Source organism: Streptomyces sp. CNZ287 (assembly GCF_007827615.1).
Genome location: NZ_VISV01000003.1, coordinates 130,248 through 157,065 on the forward strand (window position 1 = coordinate 130,248; position 26,818 = coordinate 157,065).

Consider the following 26,818-nt stretch of genomic DNA (forward strand, 5'->3'; position numbering starts at 1 on the left):
CGAACCGCGCGGCACGTACGCGGCGTCCTGAGCCTGCGCCGGCAGAACGGGGTGGCCCGAAGCTGCTCGGGCCACCCCGGCGTCGGGGCCGGCCCGACCGGGCCGGACCGGCCCCTCCATCTCCGCTCAGCCGAGTTCCACCTCGATCTCGGGCGGATGCAGGAGCGAGTTGTGCACGGTGCAGTGCCGCACCACCGACAGCAGCACCTCGCGCTGTCGCTCCGTGAGGTCCGCGGGGACGGCGAGGCGCACCGTCACCCGCGCTACCCGGGCCGGCCGGTCTGCCGCCATCGCGAACGTGGACTGCACCCGCAGCCCGTCGCGGGTCTTGCCGTGCCGGTGCAGGTAGCGCCCCGCGTAGTACGCCATGCACGCCGCCGGCGAGGTGACGAAGAGTTCCGCCGTCGTCGGGGCGGGACCCCCGCCGCCGGCGCTGCTCTGCCGGTCGGTCAGGCGGCGGTGACCTCCTGCGGAGATCCGGTGGAGCTCACCCGGCACGTAGGCGATGTCGACGGTTCCCTCCTGCTTCGAACCCGGGTTGGCGAATGCCGCTGTGTGCGGCACGCGCCGCGCCGTCTCATCCTTCATCCCCGGCTCCTCTCCCCCTGTGGTCCCGCTTCCGGCCAAGCGCGCTCCTCGCCTCTCTGCTGGGGCCGTTCGGGCACGTCAGCGGGCCGCTCAGACGGCCCCCGGGCGCCGCTCGGCCTCTGCCGCCCGCGGCGCCCGGGGCGGATGGTGGAGGTGGAGGCCCCGCGCAGAGGAGGAGCGATGGCGGACATCGGCAGCCGGCCTTCGGCCACGGGCCGGGAACGGCTTGCGGGGGCCGGGCACGGCGAGGCGCCCGCCCACCGACCGGACGGAGAGAAATCATGATCAACACGAGCACCAGCCTGCTCGGTGCGCTGCGGCCCGAGATCAGGGACCGGCTGCTGGAGCACGCCCGGGAGGTGTCCTTTGCCGCCGGGGAGCGAATCTTCAACGAAGGGCAGCGCGCCGACCGGTTCTGGGTGCTGCACACCGGCTCTGTCACCCTCGACCTGCACGTCCCCGGGCGGCAGGCCGCCGTCGTCGAGACCCTCGGCTCCGGAGACCTGCTGGGCTGGTCCTGGCTGTTCCGGCCGTACCAGTGGCACCTGGGAGCGCAGGCCCTCAGTCCGGTGCGCGCCCTGGAGTTCGACGCCACCGTGGTGCGGCAGCTCTGCGAGGGGGACTCCGTGACCGGCCGGGCGATCACGCACCGCGTCGCCGAGATCGTCGGGCACCGGCTGCAGGCCGCCCGGACCCGGCTGCTCGATCTGTACGGGCCCTACGGCAGTGGACCGATGTCATGACCGCGGCCCCTGTGCCGTACCGGGTGGTGCGGCGCACCGAGGAGAACGCCGACACGGCCACACTGGTGATCGAGCCGACCGGCGAGAAGCTCCCGCTGTTCCGGCCGGGCCAGTTCGCCATGGTATGCGTCCCCGGTGTCGGCGAGACCCCCGTGCCGGTGAGCGGAATCCTGGAGCACCGGAGCCGGCTCACGCACACGGTACGGGCCGAGGGCCCCGTCCCCGCGACTCTGCACGCCGCGCGGCCGGGCCGCATCCTGGGCGTACGCGGCCCCTTCGGCACCGGCTGGACGCCGGAGGCGGCCGACGGCGGGGACGTTCTGGTCGTCGCCGAAGGAAGCGGTCTTGCGCCGCTGCGTCCGCTCGTGCGCTCGCTCCTGGCCAGGACCGACCGGTACGACCGGATCAGCCTCCTCGTCGGTGCCCGTAGCCCGGCCGATCTGTTGTACCGGCACGAACTTCGGTGCCTGAACGAGGCCTCCGCGACACACGTGGCCGTCACCGTCGACCTGCCGCCCGACGGCTGGCGCGGCGGCGTGGGCACGGTGACAAGGCAGTTGGACCGCGCCCCGTTCGACCCGCCGACCACCACGGCCTTCGTCTGCGGCCCCGAGGCGATGATCCGGGCCACCGCTCGCGAACTGCTGCGCCGCGGCGTTCCCGCCCAGCGGATCCGGGTGTCGCTGGAGCGGAACATGCACTGCGCCGCCGGTCACTGCGACCACTGCCGGCTCGGTCCCGTACTGCTGTGCCGTGAGGGCCCGGTCGTCGGCTACGACCGGGTGGCCGACCTGCTCGCCGTGAACGAGCTGTGCGATGTCCGGGCGCAGACCGGCCCGTTCCTGCCCGCTCCACCCACTTCCTCGACCTGACGGTCGAGCGCGTCTGAAGGAGGCTGCCATGGCCGCCCCCACCGGTTCGGAAGGCACGTACAAGGTGAACGACGTGATGACCCGCACGGTCATCGCCGTCGGACGCGACGCGCCGTTCAAGGAGATCGTCACCACCCTCAGGCAGTGGAAGGTCAGCGCCCTGCCCGTGCTGGCGGGTGACGGCCGGGTGACCGGCGTGGTCTCCGAGGCCGACCTGCTGCCCAAGGAGGAGTTCCGGGACAGCGACCCCACCCGCTTCGAGCAGCTGCGGCGCCTGGACGACCTCGCCAGGGCGGGGGCGCGCACGGCCCGCGAGCTGATGAGCGTCCCCGCCGTCACCGTGCGTGCCGACGCATCCCTCGCGGAGGCCGCCCGCATCATGGCGGTACGGCACGTCAAGCAGCTGCCCGTGGTGGACGCCGAGGCAAAGCTGGCGGGCGTCGTCAGCCGCGCCGACCTGCTCAAGGTTTTCCTGCGATCGGACGAGGAGCTGGCCGCCGCGGTGCGCGACGAGGTGCTGACACACCTCTTCCCAGGCTATCCCCCGCCGGTCGAGGCCCTGGTGCACGAGGGCGTCGTCAGCCTCACCGGGCAGCTGAGCGACCGCACCCGCGTCCCGGTGCTGGCCCGGCTGGTGCGTGCGGTGGAGGGTGTCGTGGATGTACAGATGGAGCTGGCGGCCCCGCGACCGCCGGTGCCCTAACGGGCGCCGGCGGGCCCGGCGACACCGGCGGTCCGCAGCGGCACCCGCCACAACAGGCGCGTGCCGCCGCCGTCAGGTGTGCCGAGCTCCAGCGTGCCGCCGAGTGCCTCGGCCCGCTCGGCGATGTTGGCCAGGCCGCCGCGGTGGCCGCCGGGGCACAGGCCGACGCCGTCGTCGGCGACGGTCAGGGTGAGGTCGTCGGCGCCGACGGCGAGAACGACGTCGGCCGAGTGGGCGCGTGCGTGGCGGGCGACGTTGGCAAGCCCCTCGCCCAGGACCGTCAGGACGTGGTCGGCGATGTCGGGTGGCACGTTCACGTCGAGCAGCCCCTCGGTGCGCAGCGCCGGGCTGAACCCCAGGGTGGCCGCGGCGGATTCGACGGTGGCGGCGAGTCGACGCCGCAGGCCGGCGGTGCCGTGGTCGCCCGCCTCGTGGGCACGTAGACCGAAGATCGTGGTACGGATGATCTTGATGGTCTCGTCGAGCTCTCGCACGGCGCGCAGCAGCTTCTTCTCGCCCTCCGCGGTGCGCTCCAGGCCGACCGTGCTCTGCAGTGTCATGCCGGTGGCGAAGAGCCGCTGGATGGCCAGGTCATGCAGGTCCCGCGCGATGCGCTCGCGGTCGGACGACAGCGCCAGCCGCTCCGCGTCGCGGCGGCGGTCGGCCAGTTCCATGGCCAGGGCCGCCTGGCCGGCGAAGCCCCGCAGCGGCGCGGTCTCCTCCGGGGTGAACGCCGGGGCGCCCGCGGCGCGGGCGAGCAGCAGCACTCCCCGCCGGCCGTCCTCGGCGCCCAAGGGAACGGCGACCGCGGGGCCGAGGCCGGCGTCGCGCAGTGTGCTGCCGTGCAGACGGGGCTCGCCTTCCACGTTGTCGCTGAGCACCGGCTCGCCGCTGGTGTAGGCGAGCCCGTAGAGGGAGCCGTCGACGGGCAGCAGCCGCTCCTCGTGAGTCTCCGCGCCGGGGCCGTGGGCCAGCGCCACCCGCAGCCGGGCGGACCCGGGCACGGGCAGGGCCACCGACCCCAGCTGAGCGCCGAGTTGTTCCCGGGCCCGCTCGACGATCAGCCCGAGTACGGTCTCTTCCGGCTCGCCGGACAGCAGCGCGGCGGTGACCTCGGCGGAGGCGGCCAGCCACCGCTGCCGCCGGCGTGACTCCTCGTACAGCCGGGCGTTCTCGACGGCCACGCCGGCGGCCGCGGCGAGCGTGGCCAGCACGGCCTCGTCCTCTGCGTCGAACCCGTCGGCGTCGCGCTTGTCGGTGAGGTAGAGGTTTCCGAAGATCTCGTCGCGGACCCGGATCGGGACGCCGAGGAAGGAGTGCATCGAGGGGTGGTGGGGCGGGAAGCCATGCGAGGCGGGGTGCTCGGATATCTCCCGGAGCCGCAGCGGCTCCGGGTGGCGGATGAGGACGCCGAGTATCCCGCGTCCGCACGGCGGTGCCCCGATCGCCGCTGCCTGCTCCACGTCGACACCGACCGGCAGGAACTGCGCGAGCCGCCGGTCTCCGTGCCCCTCGCCGACGACGCCAAGGGCCCCGTACTCGGCGTCGACCAGCACGACGGCCGCCTCCACGATGCGCCGCAGCACATGGCCGAGCTCCAGGTCGCGACCGACGTTCAGCACGGCGTCGAGCAGGCCGTGCAGCCGGTCGCGGGTGCCGCGGACCTCGTCGACGTGGAGCCGGAGTTGGTCGAGCAGTTCGTCGAGTTGCAGCCGCGGCGCCCGGACGGTGGCGCTCCGCCGTTCCGGCTCCGGCACTCCTCCCGCCGTCACAGCCGGGCGGCGACGTATGCGGTGAGGTCGAGCAGCCGGTTGCTGTAGCCCCACTCGTTGTCGTACCAGCCGAAGACCTTGACGAGTTCGCCGCTGGACCGGGTCAGCGGGGCGTCGAAGACGCAGGAGGCCGGGTCGCCGATGACGTCGCGGGACACGATCGGCGCGATCGAATGGCGCAGGACGCCGCGCAGCGGTCCTTCGGCCGCTTCGGCGAAGGCGTCGTTGATCTCCTCGGCGCCGGCGGGGCGGTCCAGGATCACGGTCAGGTCCGTAAGGGAGCCGTCCTCGACGGGGACGCGCACGGCGATTCCGTCGAGGGTGCCGTCGAGCACGGGTATCACCAGCCCGGTGGCGCGGGCGGCACCGGTGGAGGCGGGGATGATGCTGACGGCGGCGGAGCGGGCACGGCGCAGGTCCTTGTGCGGGCCGTCCAGCAGGGCCTGGTCGTTGGTGTAGCCGTGGATGGTGGTCATCAGGCCCTTCACGACGCCGAAGTGCTCGTGCAGCACGTGCGCCATGGGCGCCACGCAGTTGGTGGTGCACGAGGCGGCGGAGACGACGTGGTGCCGGTCGGGGTCGTAATCGGCTTCGTTGACGCCCATGACGACGGTGGCATCCGCGTTCTTGCCGGGGGCGGAGACGAGCACTTTGCGGGCGCCGGACTTCAGGTGCATCCCGGCGTCGTCCCGGGCACGGAAGCGGCCGGTGGATTCGATGACGACGTCGACGCCGTGGGCTGACCAGTCGAGGGCGGCCGGGTCGCGCTCGGCGGTGACGGCGATGCGCCGGCCGTCGACGGTGATCGAGGCGGGGTCGGCGGTGATGTCCGCGGTGAGCCGCCCGTGGGTGGAGTCGTATTGCAGCAGGTGCGCCAGGGTCACGGTGGAGGTGATGTCGTTGACCGCGACGACCTCCACCGCGCTGGTGTCGCGGCCGTCCCGGCCGAGGGCGCTGCGCAGGTAGTTGCGGCCGATGCGGCCGAAGCCGTTGATGCCGACGCGTACGGTCATGAGGGGTGTCTCCTTCACGGGCGGGGTAGGTCAGGGGATCCAGGTCCAGTCGGCGACCTCCGGCAGGTCGGTGCCGTGGGCGCGGATCCAGTCGTGGTGGCGGGCGCGGGCGTCCTCCATGGCCTGGCGCACCGGCGCGGCGCGTACGGCGAGGCCGGGGACGCGGTCGATGACGTCCATGACCAGGCGGTAGCGATCGAGGTCGTTGGCGACGACCATGTCGAACGGCGTCGTGGTGGTGCCGATCTCCTTGTAGCCGCGGACGTGCAGGTGCGGGTGGACGGCGCGTCGGTAGGCGAGCCGGTGGATCAGCCACGGGTAGCCGTGGTACGCGAAGATGACCGGTGTGTCGCGGGTGAAGAGGGCGTCGAACTCGGCGTCGGTCATGCCGTGCGGGTGCTCCTCGTGCGGAAGCAGCCGGGCCAGGTCGACGACGTTGACGACGCGCACGGACAGGTGCGGCAGGTGCCGGCGGATGAGCTGCGCCGCGGCCAGAACCTCCAGGGTGGGTACGTCCCCGGCACAGGCCAGCACTACGTCGGGGACTTGCTCCCGGCGCTCCGTGCCGGCCCACTCCCAGACGCCGGCGCCCCGGGCGCAGTGCGCACGGGCCTGGTCCATCGGCAGCCAGTCGAAGGAGGGCTGTTTGCCGGCGACGATCACGTTGACGTAGTCGCGGCTGCGCAGCGCGTGGTCGGCCACCGAGAGCAGGGTGTTGGCGTCCGGCGGGAGGTAAACCCGTACGGCCTCGGGCGCCTTGTTCATCACATGGTCGACGAAGCCGGGGTCCTGGTGGCTGAAGCCATTGTGGTCCTGCCGCCAGACGTGTGAGGTCAGCAGGTAGTTGAGGGAAGCGATGGAGCGGCGCCAGGGCAGCGCGCGGGTGGTCCGCAGCCACTTGATGTGCTGGTTGACCATCGAGTCGACGATGTGGACGAACGCCTCGTAGCAGGAGAACAGGCCGTGCCTGCCGGTGAGCAGGTAGCCCTCAAGCCAGCCCTGGCAGGTGTGCTCGGAGAGGATCTCCATGACACGGCCGTGCCGGTCGAGGTGTTCGTCGGTGCCGCATACCTCCGCCTGCCACGCCTTGCCGGTGGCGGCGTAGGCCGCGTCGAGCCTGTTGGAAGCCGTCTCGTCCGGGCCGACGAGCCGGAAGTCGCGGCGGTTCGCGGTCGCCTCCATGACGTCGGCGAGGAACCCGCCGAGCACGCGGGTGGGTTCGTGCAGGCTCGTGCCCGGCTCGGCGACCTTGACCGCGTGCCGCTCCAGCGGCGGCAGCGGCAGCTCGCGCAGCAGCAGCCCGCCGTTCGCGTGCGGAGTCGCACCGAGCCGCCGGTCACCCTCGGGCACGCATGCCAGCACCTGCGCGGTGGGGCGGCCGGTGCGGCCGAACAACTCCTGCGGGCGGTAGGAGCGCAGCCACGCCTCCAGCTGCCGCAGCTGCTCGGGGTTGTCGCGGACGGCGGGCAGCGGCACCTGGTGGGCGCGCCAGGTGCCCTCGACCGGCAGGCCGCCGGCCTCGGCGGGCCCGGTCCAGCCCTTGGGTGTACGGAGCACGATCATCGGCCAGCGGGGGCGCTCGGTCACACCCTCCTCGCGGGCGGTCCGCTGGATCAGCTCGATGCGGTCGACGGCGCTGTCCATCGCCTGCGCCATGGCGCGGTGGACGGCCACGGGGTCGTCGCCCGCGACGTGGATCGGGGCGTGGCCGTATCCGCGCAGCAGGTCGTCGAGTTCGTCCTGCGGCAGGCGCGCGAGCACGGCCGGGTTGGCGATCTTGTAGCCGTTGAGGTGCAGGATCGGCAGCACGGCGCCGTCGTGCACGGGATCGAGGAATTTGTTGGAGTGCCAGGACGCGGCCAGCGGCCCGGTCTCCGCCTCGCCGTCGCCGACGACGCAGGCGACGAGCAGGCCGGGATTGTCCAGGGCGGCGCCGTAGGCGTGGCTGAGCGCGTAACCCAGCTCGCCGCCCTCGTGGATCGAGCCGGGCGTCTCCGGTGCGACGTGGCTCGGCACCCCGCCGGGGAACGAGAACTGCCGGAACAGCCGGGCCATGCCGGCCGCATCCCGGCCGACGTCGGGATAGGTCTCGGAGTACGAGCCCTCCAGCCACGAGTTCGCCAGCACCGCGGGCCCGCCGTGCCCGGGTCCCCAGACGCACAGGGTGTCCTGGCCGCGGTTCCTGATCAGCCGGTTGAGGTGGGTGTGGACGAGGTTCAGCCCGGGGCAGGTGCCCCAGTGCCCGAGCAGCCGCGGCTTGACATGCTCCGCCCGCAGCGGCTTCGCCAGCAGCGGGTTGTCCAGCAGGTAGAGTTGGCCGGCCGACAGGTAGTTGGCGGCTCGCCAGTGGGCGTCCAGTGCGGCGAGTTCGTCGTCGGCGGGGGCGGCCGGCGCGGGCGTCGTCACCTCTCGCATGGGTACGTCCTTCGCAGTGTCGTCGGGGTCGTCACCACACTCCGCGGCCGAAGCGCCGGGCACGTAGGGCCGCACGGGGCGCGGCGGCGGGACGATCGGCTCCCGTTGACGGGACCGCCCGGGGTCGCTGCCGGTGACAGGGGCGGAGGTGGAACGACGATGCGCCCTCCGTCCGTGGTCCATAGATGCGGATCGGCTTCCCCTGCCAGGACGGCCCGTACCGGCTGCCGCGCCCGGTGCCCGTCACGCAGGTGAGACGGCAGCACCGGCCACGGGGGCCTCCCCGCGGGGTACGCAAGGGTCGTCCCGCACCGGCTCACGGGACCGTCCGGCTCCTCCCAACGGCTCACCGGCAACGCATAATCGGGTCTGCCCCCGGATATCCGTACGGCAGGGGGCAGGCAATCGATCCCGAGGAGTCGACCATGGCAGAAGCACCGGCCTCCGCCGAGCAGCGCCCGATACGCGTCTTCCTGCTCGACGACCACGAGGTGGTGCGGCGTGGGCTGCACGATCTCCTCGACGCCCAGCCGGACATCGAAGTCGTCGGCGACGCCTCCACCGCCGCCGAGGCCGTGGCCCGCGGACCAGCGCTGCGGCCGGATGTGGCGGTGCTGGATGTACGCCTGCCCGACGGCGACGGCATCGGCGTCTGCCGGGAACTACGCTCGCGCATGCCGGAGCTGGCCTGCCTGATGCTCACCTCCTTCGACGAGGACCAGGCGCTGCTCGACGCCATCATGGCGGGCGCCTCGGGCTACGTGCTGAAGCAGATACGCGGCGACGAGATCGTCAACGCCGTACGCACTGTCGCCTCCGGCAAGTCGATGCTCGACCCGTCGACCACCGCCCGGCTGATGGAAAGCCTGCGCCACGAGGCCGAGCCGGAGCCCCGGGACGCGGCGCTGGCCTCGCTGACCGGCCGCGAGCGCGATATCCTCGAACTGATCGGTGAAGGACTGACCAACCGGGAGATCGGCAAGAGGCTCTACCTCTCCGAGAAGACCGTCAAGAACCACATCTCCCGCATGCTGTCCAAACTCGGCGTCGAGCGGCGTATCCAGGCTGCCATGATCGCCACCCAGGCCAAGCCGTCGGCCGCCGATGACAAGCGGCCGGACGGCCGTCGCTGAGAGCCCCGAGCGTCCCTGTACGGAGGTGCCGGCGTCAGGCGGCCGGGTGGAGGTCCGTGCGGTGTCCGTTGCGCCCCGGCGCCCCGGCGCCCCGGCGCGCCTGCGAACCGCACGGCGGCGAGCGGCGTCTGCGCGTCAGGCGTCCTCGTCGGCGTGGCGGTGCTCCTCCCGGTGCCGGGGACGGGCGAGCCGGCCGCCGGATGGGGCCCCCGGCGCGGCAAGCGTGCGCTGCGGAGGAAACGCTGCCGTAGGCGCCGTGCGTACGTCCGCCGCTACCCGTTCTCCGGGCCGCCGACGTGCGGCTTGCGGGGCCCTCGACGGCCGACAGACGTCGGGTGTCCGTGGCGGGCCGGCCTCTTGACCGTGACTGCCCGGTCGGGGCCGCGAGCCGAAGGGCGGAACCGCGGTGGGCCCGAAACCGGCGCCCGGCGGCGCCGGTTTCGCACGGCGCGGCGCCCGGACGAGCGCCCGGGTGCCGCTGCCGGGGTGTTATGCGACGAGGATCACCGGGCAGTGCGCGTGGTGCAGCAGTGCGTGGGTGACCGGGCCCAGGCGGCGGCCGAGCGGGTGGACGTGGCGGTGCACGGTCAGCACGACGGCGTCGGCGGACCGGGTCCGCTCGACAAGCGCGGCCGGGGCCGAGCGGCACTCGTGGTCCGTGCTCACCTGAACGTGGGGGAACTCCTCGTGCACCGCTGGTGTCAGGGGCGGCCGGCAGGAGCGGTGACCGCGGCGCGGTGACCGCGGCGCCCGCCTTCCCTTCCCAGCCTCATCGCCTCCCTCGGGTCCTCACAGGGGCCGGGCGGCTGCCGCGACGGTCCGTGCGGGCAGTCCGCGTCGACGATCAGCCCATGCAGGCCGAGGCCGGACCGCGGGCGGCCCGACGACAGCTGCGGGGCTCAGGTCCCGTCGGGCCCGCGGCGTTGGCGGGCAAGCGGGACGCGCCACACCAGCCGGGTGCCGCCGCTCGGGCGGTCGGAGACCTCGAAGGTGCCGCCCAGAGCTACGGCGCGCTCGCGCAGGTTGGCCAGGCCGCTGCGCCGCGTGCTCGGGCCGAGGCCGCGGCCGTTGTCGCCGACGGTGAGCAGAAGTTCCTCGCCGGTGTGCAGACTGACCTCGGCGGCGGATGCCTGCGCGTGCTTGCCGATGTTGGACAGCCCCTCGCGCAGCACGGCCACGAGGTGGACGGCGACCTCGTCCGGGACGGCCGCGTCGACCGGCCCTTCGAAGGAGACCGTGGGCGCGAAGCCGAGGTTGCGGCGGGCGGCGGAGGTCGCGTCGAAGATCTGCGCACGCAGGCTCGTGGCCTCCTGCGGGGCACGGTGCAGATCGAAGATCGCGTTCCGCAGTTCCTGGATCGTGGCGTCGAGTTCGGCGATGACGCCCTCGATTCGGGCGGTCGCCCGGTCGTTGTCGCGGAGGGGGGTGACGCCCTGGAGGGTCAGCCCGGCGGCGAAGACACGCTGGATGACCATGTCGTGCAGGTCCCGGGCGATGCGCTCGCGGTCGGCCATCACCTCCCGCTCGGCGCGGGCGGCGGCCAGCTCGGACTGGAGCGCCAGGCGGCGGCCGATGTCCTGGCCCACGATGGAGTAGCCGATGACGGCGCCGTCGGCGTCCCGCATCGCGGAGACGGTGACGGAGACGTCGACGAGGCCGCCGTCGGCGTGGCGCCAGCGTGTCTCCACCGGCTCGGCGTGCTCCCCCGAGCCCGTACGGGCCAGCGCGTCCTCGAACGCGGGCCGTGCGCCCTCGGGGAGGAGTGCGTCGACGGAGTCGCCCACCATCGCGTCGGTGGCGTGGCCGAGGAGGTGCGTGGCGCCGGGATTCCAGGTCTGGATCACACGCCTGGGGCTCAGGGAGATCATGGCGTCGCCGGAGGAGGTGACGATGGCGGCGAGCCGGGCGGCGGCACCGCGCGCGGCCTCCAGTTCGGCGTGCAGGGCGATCAGGCCGTGGTCTGCGTCGCTCAGCTCGCGGCTCAGCTCGGCTATCTGGCGTCTGGTGTCGGCCAGTTCGGCTTCCTGCCGCCGCAGCAGTTCTGCCGCCTCGGCGAGCGTACGCGGCGGCTGCGCGCTGTTCACGTCGCCTCTCCCGGGGCCGTCATGGTCCTCCACACTCATCATGGCGCCTCGGTGACGACGAGGACAGTGGCGTCGTCGGATGGCCGACCGTGGTCGCGGTGGAGCACGGCGGCGACGACCGCCGGGTCGTGGTGCAGCAGGCCGCGGTACTCGGCCGTGTCCCAGCCGCTGCGGATCCCGTCGGAGGTCAGCAGTAAGACGGCGCCGCGCGCCCAGGGCACGTGCTGCACATGGTCGTTCGGCGGGGACAGCCGGGTGCCGAGTGTGCCGGGCCGGCCGAGGAGCGACCACCTCCGGCCCTCACGCAGCACGCGTCCGGTGATGTTGCCGACCCCCGCGAACGCCAGCTCGCCGCGGTCCGCGTCGATGCGGCACGCACCGAGCACTCCGCCCCGGGTGGCCCGCATCGCCTCGTGCGCCCGACGCAGATAGGGAGCGGGGCCGGTCATGAGCTGCCGTCGGAACTCCGCCAGCGCGGCCCGCGCGGCCACGGCGGCCGGGGCTCCATGGCCCAGGCCGTCGACGACGACGGCCTCCAGCGTGCTCCCGCCGGTACGCACCGCCCAGCCGTCGCCGGATTCCTCCTCGCTCCCGTACGGGATGTTGACGCCACCGTGCCGCCAGCGGGACGTATCCGGCCGGTCCGTCCGGTCGAGGCGGGCCAGGACGACGGTGCCGGCCCGGGTGCCGTAGCAGTCGAAGTCGCGGGCCAGGCGCCGGACGGCGGAAAGTCCGGCGCCCAGGCCGCCGGAGGCGTGGGACGGGCGCTCGGGGGGCGCGGGGGCGTGCCGGGCGTACGGCGGCAGCGGGACGCACTCCGGCGGGATCCCGGGGCCGTGGTCGACGGAGAGCAGTTCGATGCCGTCGCCGGCCGGGCGGAAGAGCACGTATCCGCCGGGGTGCGCGTGGCGCAGCAGGTTGGTGCCGAGTTCGGTGGCGGCCAGTTCGGCTTCGCCCGCGCGCAGCCCCGGGCGCCCGGCGGCGATCCGCGCGACCGCCCGGCGCAGGGCGCCGACGTCCTCCTCGGCGCCGATGGGAAAGCGCCGGTGTGCGGTGCCCGTCAGCGTCGCCACTTCTCGATCACCACCGTGGTACCGGAGCCGGGTGCCGAGGTGACCGTCAGCTCGTCCACCAGTCGCTGCGCTCCGGGCAGTCCGAGCCCGAGGCTGCCGCCGGTGCTGAACCCGTCGGTGAGCGCGGCGCCGATGTCCTCAATGCCGGGGCCCTCGTCGGTGAACGTCGCCCTGACGCCCTGACGCCCGGCGCCGGTGACCTGTTCCGCGCGCAGCCGACCCCGGGAGCCGGTGGCGTACTTGAGGATGTTGCGGGTCAACTCGCTGCCGGCGGTGATCAGTTTCGTCTCGTCGACCAAGCCGAGGCTGGCGCTCCGTGCCTGCGCGCGCAGGGCCTTGCGTACGCGGATCAGGTCCGTCTGGTCGGAGATCACGATGTCGTCCGTGCCGGCCGCGACCGGTCCCGTGTCAGTACGCACGGCGGCGGCCGTCGCGGCGCAGCCGGGCCAGCAGCGCCAGACCCTTCTCCGCGTTGAGGGCGGTGTCGAGATCGCCCATCGGAACGCCGAGTTCCACCAGGGTGATGGCAACGGCCGGCTGGATGCCGACAACCGCCACCTCCGCGCCGAGCAGCCGCACCATGGCCACCATCCGGGCAAGTACCCGGGCGATGAACGTGTCCACCACGCTCAGTCCGCTGACGTCGATGAGCATGCCGCCGGCGCCGGTGCGGGCGACCTCGCGCGTCAGGTGCTCCTCGACCTCGACGACCGCGATGTCGTCCAGGTCGCCCTGGAGCGAGACCAGCAGCGTGTCGCCGATCTGCATGACCGGCCCGGCCTCGCCGTTCACAGGGCGTCCCGCAGGGAGTCCCTAGCCGGCGGCGCGCTGCCGTCGCGCTCGTCGAGGATGGCCAGCGCCAGTTGCAGCGCGTCGCGCAGCGTGTTGCGGGAGCGCAGGCGTCCCATGTCGATGCCCAGGTGGACCATGGACTGGGCGGTCTCCGGCCGTACGCCGCTCATGATGCTCTCCGTACCCATCAGCGCGGCCGCCTGGACGGTCCGCAGCAGGTGCTGCGCGACCTGGGTGTCGATGGTCGGCACACCGCTGATGTCGAGGATCGCCACCTCGGCCTGGGTCTCGGCGATCCGCTGCAGCAGCCCTTCGGTGAGCCGGGCCGCCCGGCCGGTGTCGAGGGTGCCGATCAGCGGTAGCGCGAGCACCCTGTCCCACACCTGGATCACGGGGGTGGACAGCTCCAGGATCTCGTCGCGCTGCCGCATCAGACGCTGCTCGGTCTCACGGCGCTCGGTGACGTCCCGGATCGCAGCCGAGACCAGGACTCCCTCGTCGCTCTCCAGCGGGCTGAGGCTGATCTCGACGGGGAACTCGGTGCCGTCCCGGCGCAGCCCGTACAGCTCCAGCCCCAGGCCCATCGGACGCATCCGGGGGTCGGCGAGGTAGCCGGAGCGGTGTGCGTAGTGCTGCCTGCGGAACCGCGGCGGGACCAGGACCTCGATCTCCTGGCCGATCAACTCCTGGCGGTCGTAGCCGAAGAGCAGGTCCGTCTGGCGGTTGGCGAGCCTGATCCGCCCGTCGGGCCCGATGATGACCATCGCGTCCGGCGCGGATTCGAGCAGCCCGTGGAAGAGGGCGTCCGCACGCCGCTGCTCGCTGGCGTCCTTGACGACCTCGGCGAAGCCGAACACGTCGCCGTTCACGTCCCGAATCGCGGTGAGCACGGAACTCGCCCAGTACCGTTCGCCGTTCTTGCGCTCCCGCCAGCCCTCGGACTCGTACCGTCCGCTCTCGCCCGCGGCGGCGAGCGCCTGCTCCGGACGCCCCGCCGCACGGTCGTCGGCCGGGTAGAGCACCGCCGCCGACCGGCCCAGCACCTCGTCCTCACCGTAGCCGTGCAGCAACAGGGCCCCCCGGCTCCAGCCGGCCACCCGCCCCTCGGCGTCGTACCTGACGATGGCGTAATCGGTGATGGCGTCAAGCAGCGACTCCAGATCGCGCAGCCGGACGTTCGGCTCACCATCCTCCCCTGCGGGCTCCGTCATCTCCGGTCCCTCCTTCCCCGAGGGGTCGTCGGGCTCCCAGGCCCGTGCGCCGGATGCTACCCCGGCCGGTGCTCATGCGCGCCGGTGCCCGGCAGCGGTCTCCCCCGGCGTCCGGCGGAGCGCCGGCCGACTGCGCTGGGCCGGTCGGCGGCGGAACTGCCGGCGGACGGCCCTGGTCAGGACCGTGCGGCCCTGCGTTCCGCGGGTGCGCGGCGGAGGCACCCCGGCGCACTGGTGGCCGGCCGACTGCGGCGCTCGTGCCCCTGGCACGAGGCAGAGATCACCGTGGTCGACCGCGACGACGACCACGTCCACCGGTCGGGCCTGCTGTTCGTCCCCTCCGGCCGGACGGCGGCAAGGATCTCTGTCCACCCTCGCGCGCAGTACCTGCCTCCCGGCATCGGCCTCCGATGCCCGGAGGCGACTTACGTGGATCCCACCGCGCGCACCGTGTACCTCGCCGACGGCACGTTGCTGCCTTATGTCCTGCTGGTGGTGGCTGACGGCGCCCCCCCCGCCGGCCCGTCTTCCAGGTGAGGCGCACCGAGTAAGAGGCCAGGGGCGCGGCCTCCCGGTCCGTGCGCTGGCCGAGTTCTCCGGGACGCCGGTCAAGGAGTTCCGCCTCATCGTTCCCAGGACCCGCCGGAGGACGTCAACCCTCCTCGGGTGATCACGGCAAGTGGAGCCGGGGCCGGCGAATTCTCGGACCAGCAGACGACGAACGCGTCCGGGGCGGCCATCGTTTCCGTGCGGCGCGAGGCGAGTGCGCCGGGCGTGCCCGGCAACACGGATCCATGCGGCTGTCGTGGTCGGACCGGCACAGCCAGGTCAGTCCGTACGGCCGCATGGACGGGACCAACGGCCCACTCGGCGTGCCGCGTTGTCCCGGATGCTGGCAGAAGGCTCTACTGCACCGGGTGCAGAGTCCCCGCCTGCGCCGTCGAAGGCCGGGACCGGGCGATCGCCTCCAGGAGGAGTAGCACGATGTACCAGCCGTCACAGACACGGGACGACCAGCGGCTCCGAGGGCCGGGGCAGGCTTGGCTGATGCTCGCTGTGGCGACCATCGGCTTCGCGCTCAACTTCTGGGCGTGGGCGCTGCTGAGCCCGCTCGCACCGCGGCTGAAGGACGACCTCGGGCTGAGCTCGTTCGAGCAGTCGCTGCTGGTCGCGATCCCCGTGGTGGTCGGGTCCCTGGGCCGGATCCCGGTGGGGGCGTTGACCGACCGCTTCGGCGGCCGGGTGATGTTCCCGCTGGTCTCTTCGGCCACCATCGTGCCGGTTCTCTTTCTCGGCCTGGCCGGGCACTCGTCCCTGCCGGCCCTGCTGTTCGGCGGGTTCTTCCTCGGCATCGGTGGCACCGCGTTCGCGGTCGGCGTGCCGTTCGTCAGCGGCTGGTTCCCACCGGAGCGGCGCGGACTGGCGATCGGTGTCTTCGGCGCAGGCATGGGCGGCACGGCGATCAGTGCACTCACCACGGTGAAGCTGGTGGACGGGCTCGGCATGGCAAGCACGTTCCTGATCACGGCCGGGGCGCTGGCCGCGTACACGGTGGTGGCCGCGCTGGTGCTGCGTGACGCCCCCGGACGCAGCGTCCCCGCAGAGCCGCCGGCCCGGCAACTGGCCGACACCCTGCGCCTGCGCGTGACGTGGCAGGCTTCGGCGCTGTACGCCGTTGCCTTCGGCGGCTATGTGGCATTCTCGGTCTACCTGCCGACGTACCTGAAGACCGACTACGGCCTGAGTCAGGCGGACGCGGCCAACCGGATGGCCGGCTTCGTGCTGCTGGCGGTGCTGATGCGGCCGGTCGGCGGCTGGTTGTCGGACCGTATCGGCCCGATCCGGGTGCTCACCGGGTCGCTCGCCGTGGTCGTGGCCGGTGCCCTCGTACAGTCTGCCGGCCCGTCCCTGGTCCCCATGGCCACGGTTGCGTTCCTGTCGCTGGCCGCGGCGCTCGGTGCCGGGAGCGGAGCCACGTTCGCGCTGCTGGCGATGCTGGCACCGGCCGGCAGGGTCGGCTCGGTGACCGGGGTCGTCGGGGCCGCTGGCGGTCTGGGCGGGTTCCTGCCGCCGCTGGTGATGGGCTCGCTGTACGGCGCCTTCGGCTCGTACGGGCTGGGCCTGGTCCTGCTGGCGCTGGTGGCCGGTGCGGCGCTCGGCTTCACCGTCACCGGCGTGCGCCGTGCCCTCACCCCGAAAAAACCCGATGCTCCGGACACGGTGAGCACAGTGAAGGAGCGGCGACGTGTGTGAGTACTGCGGGTGCCAGGCGGTAGCGTCGGTGGCCGGGCTGACCCGGGAGCACGAGGCGGTGGTGAACCTCATCGGTGCCGTCCGCGACGCGCACCGGCAGAATGACATCGTCCGCATGACCGAGGTGGTGCGCGAGATCGCGGCCATCCTCGGTCCGCACACCCAGGTCGAGGAGCGCGGCCTGTTCCCGGCCATGGCGGACGAGTTCCCCGACCACATCGCCGTGCTGGAGACCGAGCACCGGCAGATCGAGGCGGTGCTGGCCGAGGCCGAAGACGGCGTCCCGACGGCCCCTGCGTGGCCTTCCCGCGTGCTGAACGTCCTCGCCCTGCTGCGCGAGCACATCCTCAAAGAGCAGGACGGCGTCTTCCCCGCCGCGCTGGCATCCTTGAGCATCGAGCAGTGGGAAGCCGTCGAGGCCGTACGCGATCGCGTCGGCAGCCGCACGCCGGCTCCCTGGGCGGAGGCAGACGATTCGAGTCTTCGAGATTGATTCTTCGCGATCGGGCAACATGAGCAGGCACCTCCCCTGGAGGGCCGAACCGAGCATCCGATGGGCCGGCGGGCCCGGAAAGGGACGTCGCGATGGTGACGGAGGCCGGTGGACAGGCCGGGGACACGGGCGGGGCGGCGGGAGCGGGACTGGACGGTGAGCTGGCGGTCGCGTTGGTACGTGCGCGTCGCTTCTTCACCCGGGCCCGGGTCTCGGACGATCTGCGCGTCCTGCACAAGTCCGGTGGCCGGGCGGCGGACGAGTTCTACCGGGACCGCTGGTCGCACGACAAGGTGGTGCGTTCCACGCACGGGGTGAACTGCACCGGCTCGTGCTCCTGGAAGGTGTACGTCAAGGACGGCATCATCACCTGGGAGGCACAGCAGACCGACTATCCCTCGGTGGGGCCCGACCGGCCGGAGTACGAGCCGCGGGGCTGCCCACGCGGTGCGGCCTTCTCCTGGTACACCTACTCCCCCACCCGGGTGCGCTACCCGTATGTGCGCGGGGTGCTGCTGGAGATGTACCGCGAGGCCAGAAAGCGGCTGGGCGATCCGGTGGCGGCCTGGGCGGACATCGTCTCCGACCCGGAGCGCGCCCGCCGCTACAAGGCGGCGCGCGGCAGGGGCGGGCTGGTGCGCGCGAGTTGGGACGAGGCCGTGGAGATGGTGGCCGCCGCGCACGTGCACACCATCAAGGAATACGGCCCCGACCGGCTGGCCGGCTTCTCGCCGATCCCGGCGATGTCGATGGTCTCGCACGCCGCCGGGGCGCGGTTCTACTCGCTGCTGGGCGGGGTGATGCTGTCGTTCTACGACTGGTACGCGGACCTGCCGGTGGCCTCGCCGCAGGTGTTCGGCGATCAGACCGACGTGCCGGAGTCCGGGGACTGGTGGGACGCCGGTTATCTGATCATGTGGGGCTCGAACCTGCCGGTGACCCGCACGCCGGACGCGCACTGGATGGCCGAGGCCCGGTATCGCGGTCAGAAGGTGGTAGCGGTCGCTCCGGACTACGCGGACAACGTGAAGTTCGCCGACGAGTGGCTGGCCGCCCAGCCCGGTACCGACGGGGCGCTGGCGATGGCCATGGGGCATGTGATCCTCAAGGAGTTCTTCGCCGACCGGCGGACCCCGTACTTCGAGGACTACGTCAAGCGGTACACCGACCTGCCTTTCCTGGTCACGCTGGAGGAGGGAGAGGCGGACACGTACGCCCCGGGCAAGTTCCTGACCGCGGCCGACCTCGGCGGCCGGGCCGCGGCGGCGGAGCACGCGGAGTTCCGCACGGTGCTGCTGGACGCCGCCACGGGAGAGCCGGTCGTCCCGAACGGCACGCTGGGCGACCGCTTCAGCGAGTCCGGTGCCGGGAAGTGGAACCTCGACCTCGGTGATGTCGACCCGCTGCTGTCCTCCGTCGGGGGTGGCGAGGAGCCGGTGGCGGTCGAGCTGCCGCGGTTCGACGCCCCGGACGGCGGCGCCGGCCGGCTGCGGCGCGGGGTACCGGTGCGGCGGGTGGCCGGTCGGCTGGTCACCACGGTCTTCGACCTGCTGCTGGCGCAGTACGGGGTCGCCCGCGAGGGCCTGCCCGGCTGCTGGCCGTCCTCGTACGACGACGCGAGCGAGCCGTGCACTCCGGCCTGGCAGGCGGCGATCACCGGCGTGGACGCCGAGAAGGCGGCGCGGATCGCGCGGGAGTTCGCCGCGAACGCCGAGGAGTCGCGCGGCCGCTCGATGATCGTGATGGGGGCGGGCACCAACCACTGGTTCCATTCCGACACCATCTACCGGGCGTTCCTGACGCTGACCACGTTGACGGGTTGTCAGGGTGTGAACGGCGGCGGCTGGGCGCACTACGTGGGGCAGGAGAAGGTTCGCCCGATCACGGGCTACTCGGCGCTGGCCACCGCGGCGGACTGGAACCGTCCGGCGCGGCAGATGATCCAGACGGCGTACTGGTACCTGCACACCGACCAGTTCCGCTATGACCCGTTCTCGGCTGACACTCTCGCCGCGGCCGGCGCTGGTGGTCCTTTCGCGGGCAAGAGCACGGCGGATGTGATCGCCGCCTCGGCGCGGATGGGCTGGATGCCCTCGTACCCCACCTTCGACCGCAACCCGCTCGCCCTGGCCGACGAGGCCGAGCAGGCCGGACGGGACGTCGGCGAGCATGTGGTCGGCGAGTTGCGGGCCGGGCGGCTGCGGTTCGCGGCCGAGGACCCGGACGCCCCGGCCAACTTCCCCCGGGTGCTGACCGTCTGGCGGGCCAACCTGCTGGGCTCCTCCGCGAAGGGCAACGAGTACTTCCTGAAGCACCTGCTGGGTACCGATTCCTCGGTGCGCGCCTGCGAGGCACCGCCGGGAGCACGGCCCCGGGATGTGGTGTGGCGCGACGAAGCCCCGGCCGGGAAACTGGATCTGCTGCTGACGCTGGACTTCCGGATGACCAGCACCACCGTCTTCTCGGACGTGGTGCTGCCCGCCGCGACCTGGTACGAGAAGCACGACCTGTCCAGCACGGACATGCACCCGTTCGTGCACGCCTTCAACCCGGCGATCGCCCCGCCCTGGCAGACCCGCACCGACTGGGACGCCTTCAACGCCCTCGCCCAGGCGTTCAGCCGGCTGGCCGCCGACCGCCTCGGCACCCGCCGGGACGTGGTCGCCGCTCCGCTGCTGCACGACACCCCGGACGAGTTGGCCACGCCGCACGGCCGGGTGCGGGACTGGAAGGCGGGCGACTGCGAGCCCGTGCCCGGCCGCACCATGCCGAAACTCATCACCGTCGAGCGGGACTACGGGGCCGTCGCCGAGAAGATGACCGCCCTCGGCCCGTTGCTGGACACCCTCGGCGCCAGCACCAAGGGCGTCACTCTCCGCCTGGAACGCGAGCTGGAGTACCTGCGGCACAAGAACGGCACCGTGCGCGGCGGGGTCTCGGACGGCCGCCCGTCGATCGCCCGGGACGTCCATGCCTGTGAGGCGATCCTGGCGCTGTCCGGCACGACCAACGGCAACCTGGCCACGCAGGGGTTCCGCACCTTGGAGGCGCGCACCGGCACCCGGCTGGCGGATCTTGCCGCCGAGCACGAGGGCAAGCGGATCACGTTCGCCGATACCCAGGCCGGGCCGGTGCCGGTCATCACCAGCCCCGAGTGGTCCGGCTCGGAGACCGGCGGACGCCGCTACTCCCCCTTCACGGTCAACGTCGAACGTCTCAAGCCCTGGCACACTCTCACCGGCCGCCAGCACTTCTACCTCGATCACGACTGGATCGCCGCCCTCGGCGAGCAATTGCCCGTCTACCGGCCGCCGCTGAACATGGACCGGCTCTTCGGCGAGCCGCGCATCGGGGATGTCGGCGAGCTCGGCGTCACCGTGCGCTACCTGACCCCGCACAACAAGTGGTCCATCCACTCCGAGTACCAGGACAATCTGCTGATGTTGTCGCTGTCCCGGGGCGGGCCGGTGATCTGGATGAGCACCACCGACGCGGCCAAGATCGAAGTCAGGGACAACGACTGGATCGAGGCGGTCAACCGCAACGGCGTCGTGGCCGCGCGTGCGATCGTCTCGCACCGCATGCCCGAAGGCACCGTCTACATGCACCACGCCCAGGACCGGCTCATCGACGTGCCCCGCACCGAGACCACCGGCCGCCGCGGCGGCATCCACAACTCCCTGACGCGCCTGCTCATCAAGCCCACCCACCTCATCGGCGGCTACGCCCAATTGTCGTACGCCTTCAACTACCTCGGCCCTACCGGCAACCAGCGCGACGAGGTGACCGTCATCCGCCGTCGCGCCAACCAGGAGGTGACGTACTGACATGCGTGTCATGGCCCAGATGGCGATGGTGATGAATCTCGACAAGTGCATCGGCTGCCACACCTGCTCGGTGACCTGCAAGCAGGCGTGGACCAACCGCACCGGGGTGGAGTACGTGTGGTTCAACAACGTCGAGACCCGGCCCGGCCAGGGCTACCCGCGCCGCTACGAGGACCAGGAGCGCTGGCGCGGCGGCTGGGAGCTGAACCGGCGCGGCCGGCTGAAGCTCAAGGCCGGCGGCCGGTTCAGCAAGCTCATCACGATCTTCGCCAACCCCACGCTGCCCGCCCTCGACGACTACTACGAGCCCTGGACCTACGACTACCGGACGCTCACCAACGCCCCGCTCCAGGAGCACACCCCCGTCGCCCGCCCGAAGTCGCTCATCTCCGGCAAGGACATGAAGATCGGCTGGTCGGCGAACTGGGACGACAACCTCGGCGGCTCCAGTGACCACGGTGACAAGGACGTTGTGCTGCAGGAAGTCTCCGAGAAGATCAAACTGGAGTTCGAGCAGACGTTCATGTTCTACCTGCCGCGCATCTGTGAGCACTGCCTGAACCCGAGCTGCGCGGCCTCCTGCCCCTCCGGCGCTATCTACAAGCGCACCGAGGACGGCATCGTCCTCGTCGACCAGGACCGCTGCCGCGGCTGGCGGATGTGCGTCACAGGCTGCCCTTACAAGAAGGTCTACTTCAACCACCGCACCGGCAAGGCCGAGAAGTGCACGTTCTGCTTCCCCCGCGTCGAGGTCGGCCTGCCCACCGTCTGTGCCGAGACCTGCGTCGGCCGACTGCGCTACATCGGCCTGGTCCTCTACGACGCCGACCGCGTCCTTCAGGCCGCCGCCACCCCGGACGAGACCGGCCTGTACGAAGCCCAGCGCCGCGTCTTCCTCGACCCGCACGACGCGGACGTCATCGCCGCCGCCGAACGGGAGGGCATCCCCCGCGACTGGATCGACGCCGCCCAGCGTTCTCCCATCCACTCCCTGATCAACACCTACCGCGTCGCCCTGCCGCTGCACCCGGAGTACCGCACCCTGCCCATGGTCTGGTACATCCCGCCGCTCTCCCCGGTCGTCGACGCCGTCCGCGACACCGGACACGACGCCGAGGACCACCGCAACCTCTTCGCCGCCGTCGACAATCTCCGCATCCCCGTCGACTACCTCGCCCAGCTGTTCACCGCAGGCGACCCCGCCCCCGTCGACGCGGTCCTGCGCCGCCTCGCCGCCATGCGCGCCTACATGCGCGACATCAACCTCGGCCGGGAGCCGGACCCCGCCATCCCGCAGGCGGTCGGCATGAGCGAAGAGGAGATGTACGACATGTACCGCCTCCTGGCGCTGGCCAAGTACGACGAGCGCTATGTCATCCCGCCGGCGCACGCCGAGCAGGCTCACGACCTGGAGGAACTGGCCACCGAGTGCAGCCTGGACTACGAGGGCGGCCCGGGGATGGGCGGCTCCGGCCCGTTCGGGGAGGGATCCGGCGGAGCCGCCCCCATCGCCGTGGAGAACTACCTGGCCCTGCGCGACCGCCAGAGCTCCGACACCCCCGCCGCACCCGTCGACAAGGGCACCCGCGTCAACCTCCTCAACTGGGACGGCAAAGGCCAACCCCCCGGCCTCTTCCCCCCACCGGGGAACGGCAGCGATGGCACCGAAGGCGAGACGCGGCCATGAGGCGCAAGAAGCAGACCGCCGTGCAACCGCACACCGAGGCGTGGCGCCCGAACGCCTGGCAGACCCACTCCCTGCTGCTGGCCTACCCGGGCGAGCAGTTCCCGGAACACCTGACCCTGGCCCGACGCGTCGCCACCACCCTGCCCGACCAGGTCGCCGAGCCACTGCTGCGCTTCGCCGACCACGCGGAGGACACGGCGGCCACGGACCTGGCCACCGACTACGTCGCCACCTTCGACCACCGCAAACGCTGCTGCCCCTACCTGACCTACTACGCCCACGGAGACACGAGGAAACGCGGTGTGGCCCTGGTGCGGCTGAAGCACACCTACGCCACCGCAGGCTGGCGCCTGAACGACGATGAGCTGCCCGACCACCTCGCCGTGGTCCTGGAGTTCGCCTCCGCCGAGCCCGCCGCCGGCCACCGGCTGCTCACCGAGCACCGTGCCGGACTCGAACTGCTGCGCCTGGCCCTGCGGGAGGACCGCTCCCCGTGGGCACACCTGCTTCGGTCGATCTCCGCCACCCTGCCCGCCCTCGCCGGCGACGAACGCGCGGCCGTCGCCCGACTCGCCGCCGAAGGCCCGCCCGAAGAACAGGTCGGCCTCGCCCCGTACACCCCGGAGTCGTACGTGCCCGCACGTCCTGGAGGTACGCGATGACCTGGACCACCGCGCTCGCCACCGCGGGTGAGGAGACCGGCACCGGGGGCGCCCTGCTATGGATCGCCCTTCCCTACCTCGCCCTCACCGTCTTCGTCCTCGGCCACGTCTGGCGCTACCGCTACGACAAGTTCGGCTGGACCACCCGCTCCTCCCAGCTCTACGAGAACCGGCTCCTGCGCATCGGCAGCCCGCTGTTCCACTTCGGCATCCTCGTCGTTCTCCTCGGCCACATCGGCGGCCTGCTTATCCCCAAGAGCTGGACCGAAGCCGCAGGCATCAGCGAGCACGCCTACCACGTCACCGCCGTCGCCCTCGGCACCATCGCCGGCATCGCCACCCTCGGCGGCATGACCATCCTCATCTACCGCCGCCGCACCGTCGGCCCGGTCTTCTCCGCCACCACCCGCAACGACAAGGCGATGTACTTCGCCCTCGCCGCGGCCATCACCCTCGGCCTGGCCGCCACGGTCGCCGCCAACGTCCTCGACGACGGCTACGACTACCGCGAAACCATCTCCCCCTGGTTCCGCTCCGTCTTCTACCTCCAGCCCGACCCCGCGCTGATGGCCGACGCCCCGCTGCTCTTCCAGCTCCACGCCCTCAGCGCCCTGCTGCTCTTCGCCGTCTGGCCCTTCACCCGCCTGGTCCACATGCTCACCGCACCCGTCGGCTATCTGACCCGCCCCTACATCGTCTACCGCAGCCGCGATGTCCAGCTGGGCGCCCACGCCCCTCACCGCGGCTGGGAACGAACCATCGATTGACCGCGCCGTTTCGAGCGGACTCGACGGCCAAAAGGCCACCGACGCGGTCTTCGAGTCGGCGGCGTCGCCGGCCTCCGAGCAAGCCGAGTACCGGCTGCACACCATCAAGTCCCTGCTCGTCGCCACGCTGGAGCGCTGACTTGGCCCACCCCGCCAAGTTCGTCGGCCAGGTCTCCAGCCACACCGAGCCGAACGCCTGCCCCGCGAGTGTGGCTGGCAGTGGCCGAGGACACGTCCGGATGGCGCCGGCTGGTGCACTCACCACGCCCGCGGCGATCCTCCAGGTCGACACGATCCGCGGCCTGCCCTGCTCACCGACCCCGGGGGCCTCGTCCTCCACAAGGCCACCGCCCACGTCGACACCGCAGGCGACGCCGAACTCGCCACCACTCTGGCCTCCACCACCGGCCGCACCACCATCGTCATCGGACACCGCCCCGCCACCACCCGCCGAGCCGACCGCATCGCCGTCCTGGAGAACGGACACGTCACCGAACAGGGCACATGGAACAACCCAGCTGGAAGGAGTACTCGCTTGGGCACGTGGGTGGGCAGCCGGTCATCCGAGCCGCCGACACCAGGCGGACTGCGGTTTGCCTTCTACGGGCGGGGGCCGACGGAGGACTTCCAGGACCCGGCCAGCTCCCGGGGCTGGCAGTTGCTGCGTGCGCAGGCGCTGGTCGCCGGGCACGGACGGGTCACCGCCGAGTTCTTCGACGTCGGGCACAGCCGGGTGCTGCCCTGACCCCGCCGCCCGGAAGCCGCCCGCCTCATCGACGCACTGGCCGCCCCGGAACGAAACGTCGACGCGGCGGTGCCGTGTCCGTCGGCGGCCGACCCGGACCGCAACCTGCACCGCAGCGGCGGCCGCGCCAACCTTTTGCGCTGCGACCTGTGTGCGCGGCGGAGGGACTCCTGCTGGTCTCACGATCGCCCGGCCTACCGCTGCCGCCACGGCCGCACCAGCGCCACCGGCCCCGGCCGGCCACGCAACACCTACCTCCGCAAGGACCGCATCCTGGCCCACCTGCCCGCTCTGCTACTCCGCCTCACCGAAGCGACGAGCCGGCGGATCCCGAAGCGGCAGCCGCCCGGCTGCGGGCCGGGAACGTGACGCTGACCTACGACCCGGGGGACCAGACACTGACCGCCGGCACCCCGACGAGGAAGGATCCGCATCGCCTGAGCCCAGCGCCCCCTCCACCGCCAGGGACGGACGCAGCAAAATGCACCCGTTCCTCACTCCAGGTGAGAGCCGGGTGCCAATGACACCTGCCCGCGAACCCGCGGTTGTGGGGCAATTATGTGTCCGAGGGGGGACTTGAACCCCCACGCCCTTAACGGGCACTAGCACCTCAAGCTAGCGCGTCTGCCATTCCGCCACCCGGACCGGGTTGCCGTGCCGCGACAGAGGGCCGCGGGGCACGGCCAACGATACCAAGGATTCCCGGGCCGTTCGCACCGGTATTTGGTTACGGTACGTGGCCCTCTGTTGCGGGTAGTGACGGGACAGGGCCCCGGCCCGCCGGTGGGGCGGCGGGCCGGGGGGATTCGGGCGGGGCGGGCACAGGGGCCGGGGTGGCCCGGCCGGGCCAGGTGGCGCGGGGCCCGCCGGGCGGGTGGGCTCAGGGGCCCCGCCGGGCCGGGGTGGTGGGTGGGGTTGGCCGGGTGCGGCGGGGCGGTGTCAGGCGCGGAGGTGGCGGAGGTGGGTGGCGGAGCGGCGGGCTGTGGTGAGGGAGCCGGCCGGGTTCGTGTCGGGGTTCACCGCGTCGTCGCGTTCGACGAGCCAGTTGTGGTACTTGCGGTACCGGCCGCCGGTGACCGTGCCGATGAAGCGCTGGTAGTCGATGTCCCCGTCGCCCACGTCGGTCATGTGGTAGCCGTCCTGGGAGGCCGCGTCGTGCTCGCCGTCCTTCACGTGGAACAGCGGGAAGCGCCGCGGGGCGGCCGTGACGTAGTCCAGCGGGTCGAACGGCGCCGGGGTGCCGTCCGGGCGGACGCTGAAGCGGTGGACGCCGGTGTAGGCCCAGTAGATGTCCATCTCCATGAACACCAGGTCCGGGTCCGTCTCGGCCAGCATCAGGTCGTAGATGCGCACCGTCGGGTCGTCGCTGCAGAAGCCGAACTCGTTGCCGTGGTTGTGCTGGTAGAACCGCAGGCCGCGGCGGCGGGCCGCCGCGCCGTAGGCGTTGAACTCCGCCGAGGCGCGCTTGACCCCGTCGACCGTGGTGCCGTAGCGGAACGGGCCGTCCCAGGTGCCGACGTACGGCAGGTCCAGGGTCTCGGCGTCGTCGAGGACCTGCTCCAGGCTGGTGGCGAAGGAGTAGCCCGCCGGGTCGCCGACGTGGTACGCGACGTGGCTGCCGATGCCGCGCAGGCCGTGGTCGCGGGCCAGGCGGCGGAGCTGGGGCAGGGTGAGGGGGCCGTTGCCCTGGGTGTAGCCGGCGTACTCGACCTGGTCGTAGCCGTACCGCTCCAGGGCGTCGAAGACCTTGGCGAAGCCGGCCGTGCCGATCTGGTCGCGGAGGGTGTAGAGCTGGATGCCCAGGTTGCCCCGGGGGACGGCCGGGCGGCCGTGGCCGGCGCCCCGCGGCTGCGCGGCGGCGCCGGTGGCGCCCGCGGTGCCGGCGATGGCCGCCGCCGTGGTGCCGGCCGCGACGCCGAGGAATCTGCGTCTGTTGACTGCGTGGTCGAGTTCGTCTCTGTTCTTGGTGGACATGGCAACGCTCC

General features: G+C 72.3%; 23 protein-coding genes, 1 tRNA gene and 1 pseudogene. 13 read left to right on the forward strand and 12 right to left on the reverse strand.

Going from position 1 to position 26,818, the window contains the following annotated elements:
- Window positions 1-126: 126 nt before the first annotated feature.
- Window positions 127-588 carry an OsmC family protein gene (locus FB457_RS08120; RefSeq protein ID WP_052770517.1) on the reverse strand — a complete coding sequence of 154 codons (462 nt, stop codon included), beginning with the start codon at window positions 586-588 and terminating at the stop codon, window positions 127-129.
- 281 nt (window positions 589-869) lie between these two features.
- Here FB457_RS08120 and FB457_RS08125 point away from each other — a divergent pair, with 281 nt between their 5' ends.
- Genes FB457_RS08125 through FB457_RS08135 form a run of 3 tightly spaced genes read left to right on the forward strand, consistent with a single transcriptional unit; the run spans window position 870 to window position 2,906 of the window.
- The gene (locus FB457_RS08125) at window positions 870-1,331 is read left to right on the forward strand and encodes a Crp/Fnr family transcriptional regulator (RefSeq protein WP_047018859.1); all 462 of its coding nucleotides are present in this window, start codon (window positions 870-872) and stop codon (window positions 1,329-1,331) included.
- The gene (locus FB457_RS08130; protein ID WP_047018858.1) at window positions 1,328-2,203 is read left to right on the forward strand and encodes an FAD/NAD(P)-binding protein; all 876 of its coding nucleotides are present in this window, start codon (window positions 1,328-1,330) and stop codon (window positions 2,201-2,203) included. Before FB457_RS08125 ends, FB457_RS08130 begins: the two co-directional genes overlap by 4 nt.
- A gap of 28 nt (window positions 2,204-2,231) precedes the next feature.
- Window positions 2,232-2,906, forward strand: a complete 675-nt coding sequence (locus FB457_RS08135) for a CBS domain-containing protein (protein WP_486588959.1) — start codon at window positions 2,232-2,234, stop codon at window positions 2,904-2,906.
- On the opposite strand, the gene FB457_RS08140 is transcribed toward FB457_RS08135, so the two are convergent.
- From FB457_RS08140 to FB457_RS08150, 3 genes are read right to left on the reverse strand one after another with little or no spacing between them, the layout of a single operon-like run.
- Window positions 2,903-4,663: a GAF domain-containing protein gene (locus FB457_RS08140; RefSeq protein WP_145781374.1), complete on the reverse strand. Its 1,761-nt coding sequence runs from the start codon at window positions 4,661-4,663 to the stop codon at window positions 2,903-2,905. The genes FB457_RS08135 and FB457_RS08140 overlap by 4 nt on opposite strands.
- A gap of 11 nt (window positions 4,664-4,674) precedes the next feature.
- A complete protein-coding gene (gene gap, locus FB457_RS08145; RefSeq protein WP_047018857.1) occupies window positions 4,675-5,691 on the reverse strand; it encodes a type I glyceraldehyde-3-phosphate dehydrogenase in 1,017 nt (338 codons plus the stop codon).
- Between the two features lie 30 nt (window positions 5,692-5,721).
- Window positions 5,722-8,106: a phosphoketolase family protein gene (locus FB457_RS08150; protein ID WP_047018856.1), complete on the reverse strand. Its 2,385-nt coding sequence runs from the start codon at window positions 8,104-8,106 to the stop codon at window positions 5,722-5,724.
- Between the two features lie 425 nt (window positions 8,107-8,531).
- Between FB457_RS08150 and FB457_RS08155 the strand changes: the two genes are divergently transcribed.
- Entirely contained in the window at window positions 8,532-9,239 is a 708-nt protein-coding gene (locus tag FB457_RS08155) for a response regulator (RefSeq protein ID WP_047018855.1), read from the forward strand.
- A 489-nt stretch (window positions 9,240-9,728) separates the two neighbouring features.
- Here FB457_RS08155 and FB457_RS08160 read toward each other — a convergent pair whose 3' ends face one another.
- The 6 genes from FB457_RS08160 to FB457_RS08185 all read right to left on the reverse strand — a co-directional run bounded on the left by FB457_RS08160 (window position 9,729) and on the right by FB457_RS08185 (window position 14,399).
- Window positions 9,729-9,932, reverse strand: a complete 204-nt coding sequence (locus tag FB457_RS08160) for a universal stress protein (RefSeq protein ID WP_301540182.1) — start codon at window positions 9,930-9,932, stop codon at window positions 9,729-9,731.
- Window positions 9,933-10,138: 206 nt separating this feature from the next.
- On the reverse strand, window positions 10,139-11,323 hold the full coding sequence (locus tag FB457_RS08165) for a PAS domain-containing sensor histidine kinase (protein ID WP_253911481.1): 1,185 nt from the start codon (window positions 11,321-11,323) through the stop codon (window positions 10,139-10,141).
- 38 nt (window positions 11,324-11,361) lie between these two features.
- Complete coding sequence (locus tag FB457_RS08170) at window positions 11,362-12,396, reverse strand: SpoIIE family protein phosphatase (protein ID WP_047018853.1); 1,035 nt, start codon at window positions 12,394-12,396, stop codon at window positions 11,362-11,364.
- Window positions 12,384-12,815: an ATP-binding protein gene (locus FB457_RS08175; protein WP_037780203.1), complete on the reverse strand. Its 432-nt coding sequence runs from the start codon at window positions 12,813-12,815 to the stop codon at window positions 12,384-12,386. Before FB457_RS08175 ends, FB457_RS08170 begins: the two co-directional genes overlap by 13 nt.
- Window positions 12,805-13,164 carry an STAS domain-containing protein gene (locus tag FB457_RS08180; RefSeq protein WP_037780523.1) on the reverse strand — a complete coding sequence of 120 codons (360 nt, stop codon included), beginning with the start codon at window positions 13,162-13,164 and terminating at the stop codon, window positions 12,805-12,807. The genes FB457_RS08175 and FB457_RS08180 overlap by 11 nt, the downstream gene beginning before the upstream one ends.
- Window positions 13,165-13,184: 20 nt before the next feature.
- Window positions 13,185-14,399: a PAS domain S-box protein gene (locus tag FB457_RS08185; protein WP_047018852.1), complete on the reverse strand. Its 1,215-nt coding sequence runs from the start codon at window positions 14,397-14,399 to the stop codon at window positions 13,185-13,187.
- A gap of 285 nt (window positions 14,400-14,684) precedes the next feature.
- On the opposite strand from FB457_RS08185, the gene FB457_RS35630 reads away from it, so the two are divergent.
- From FB457_RS35630 to FB457_RS08235, 9 genes and pseudogenes are all read left to right on the forward strand, one after another.
- Window positions 14,685-14,936, forward strand: a complete 252-nt coding sequence (locus tag FB457_RS35630) for a Rossmann-fold NAD(P)-binding domain-containing protein (protein ID WP_145781376.1) — start codon at window positions 14,685-14,687, stop codon at window positions 14,934-14,936.
- A gap of 447 nt (window positions 14,937-15,383) precedes the next feature.
- Window positions 15,384-16,652: an MFS transporter gene (locus tag FB457_RS08195; RefSeq protein ID WP_047018851.1), complete on the forward strand. Its 1,269-nt coding sequence runs from the start codon at window positions 15,384-15,386 to the stop codon at window positions 16,650-16,652.
- A gap of 28 nt (window positions 16,653-16,680) precedes the next feature.
- On the forward strand, window positions 16,681-17,145 hold the full coding sequence (locus FB457_RS08200; protein ID WP_347612852.1) for a hemerythrin domain-containing protein: 465 nt from the start codon (window positions 16,681-16,683) through the stop codon (window positions 17,143-17,145).
- A gap of 92 nt (window positions 17,146-17,237) precedes the next feature.
- On the forward strand, window positions 17,238-20,972 hold the full coding sequence (locus tag FB457_RS08205) for a nitrate reductase subunit alpha (protein ID WP_145781377.1): 3,735 nt from the start codon (window positions 17,238-17,240) through the stop codon (window positions 20,970-20,972).
- A 1-nt stretch (window position 20,973) separates the two neighbouring features.
- Window positions 20,974-22,659 (forward strand): nitrate reductase subunit beta, encoded by a 1,686-nt coding sequence (narH, locus tag FB457_RS08210; RefSeq protein WP_027752282.1) that lies wholly within the window; start codon window positions 20,974-20,976, stop codon window positions 22,657-22,659.
- Entirely contained in the window at window positions 22,656-23,321 is a 666-nt protein-coding gene (gene narJ, locus FB457_RS08215; RefSeq protein WP_145781379.1) for a nitrate reductase molybdenum cofactor assembly chaperone, read from the forward strand. The genes narH and narJ overlap by 4 nt, the downstream gene beginning before the upstream one ends.
- Complete coding sequence (narI, locus tag FB457_RS08220; RefSeq protein ID WP_047018849.1) at window positions 23,318-24,088, forward strand: respiratory nitrate reductase subunit gamma; 771 nt, start codon at window positions 23,318-23,320, stop codon at window positions 24,086-24,088. Before narJ ends, narI begins: the two co-directional genes overlap by 4 nt.
- A gap of 16 nt (window positions 24,089-24,104) precedes the next feature.
- Window positions 24,105-24,227 (forward strand): annotated as a pseudogene (locus FB457_RS35965) (ornithine carbamoyltransferase); the annotation flags it as partial.
- A 396-nt stretch (window positions 24,228-24,623) separates the two neighbouring features.
- Window positions 24,624-24,833, forward strand: coding sequence for a hypothetical protein (locus FB457_RS08235; protein WP_145781381.1), 210 nt, complete (start codon window positions 24,624-24,626; stop codon window positions 24,831-24,833).
- 561 nt (window positions 24,834-25,394) lie between these two features.
- Here FB457_RS08235 and FB457_RS08240 read toward each other — a convergent pair.
- Window positions 25,395-25,478: transfer RNA gene (locus FB457_RS08240), tRNA-Leu, on the reverse strand.
- A 294-nt stretch (window positions 25,479-25,772) separates the two neighbouring features.
- Entirely contained in the window at window positions 25,773-26,807 is a 1,035-nt protein-coding gene (locus FB457_RS08245) for a sugar phosphate isomerase/epimerase family protein (RefSeq protein WP_145781382.1), read from the reverse strand.
- Window positions 26,808-26,818 lie beyond the last annotated feature (11 nt).